This window comes from Amycolatopsis sp. NPDC049253 (assembly GCF_040678995.1).
Lineage (GTDB): Bacteria > Actinomycetota > Actinomycetes > Mycobacteriales > Pseudonocardiaceae > Amycolatopsis.
On sequence record NZ_JBFAQX010000088.1, the window covers coordinates 1 to 1,115 of the forward strand.

A 1,115-nucleotide genomic window follows, 5' to 3' on the forward strand; every position below is an offset into this window, starting at 1 on the left:
CCTAGGTGTACTGACCATGGTGGTTGGGTACGGGGCGACACGTGATCGGATGATCTTGGAGTGAGGGAGGGCCTCCGGGTTCGGTGTGGATTGCGACATCTGCACCGGCTGCCAGGAGGCCCTCGTGTCCCACCGTAATGCCCCGTTGTCCGAAACCGGCAGGCTCCGTCTGGCCCGGTGTGTTGTGGACGAGCAATGGCCGCTGCGGCGAGCCGCCGAGCGGTTCCAGGTCGCGGTCACCACTGCGAAACGCTGGGCCGACCGCTACCGCGCCGAGGGCGCCGTCGGCATGACCGACCGCTCCTCGCGGCCCCGGACCTGCCCGCACCGGACACCCACCCGACTCGAGCGGCGGATCATCAAGGTCCGGGTGATCCGCCGGTGGGGACCGGCCCGCATCGCCTATCTGCTCGGGCTGAACCCTTCCACGGTGCACCGCGTCCTGACTCGCTACCGGTGTTCCCGACTGGCTCATCTCGATCGGGTCACCGGCCGGCCGGTCCGCCGTTACGAGCACGACGCGCCCGGCGATCTGGTGCATGTCGACATCAAGAAGCTGGGCAACATCCCGGACGGCGGAGGCCACCGTGTCACCGACCGCGCCACCGGTCTGCAGAACAGGAAAGCCACCACCGCAGCTCGCTACCGCTACGGCAAACCCAAGATCGGCTCCAGCTATTTGCACAACGCCGTGGATGACCATTCCCGGCTGGCTTACAGCGAGATCCTGCATGATGAGACCAAGGAAACCGCTGTCGCGTTCTGGGCACGAGCGCACGCGTTCTTCACCGCCGCCGGGATCACCGTCGCGCGGGTGCTGACCGACAACGGGTCCTGCTACAAGTCTTATCTCTGGCGCGACACGCTGCGCGACGCGCACATCGTCCACAGACGCACGCGCCCCTACCGGCCGCAGACCAACGGGAAGGTCGAGCGGTTCAACCGCACCTTGCTCGAGGAATGGGCCTACGCACGCCCCTACCGCTCAGAACGCGAGCGACGCGACGCCTACCCGGAGTGGTTGCACACCTACAATCACCACCGCGGCCACACCGCACTCGGCGGCAAACCACCCGCCACCCGCGTCCCCAACCTCACAGGACAGAACACCTAGG

1 protein-coding gene is annotated in these 1,115 nt (G+C 67.0%); it reads left to right on the forward strand.

Going from position 1 to position 1,115, the window contains the following annotated elements; translation table 11 throughout:
* Nucleotides 1-124: 124 nt before the first annotated feature.
* Nucleotides 125-1,114, forward strand: coding sequence for an IS481 family transposase (locus AB0K15_RS48050; protein WP_364067944.1), 990 nt, complete (start codon nt 125-127; stop codon nt 1,112-1,114).
* Nucleotide 1,115 lies beyond the last annotated feature (1 nt).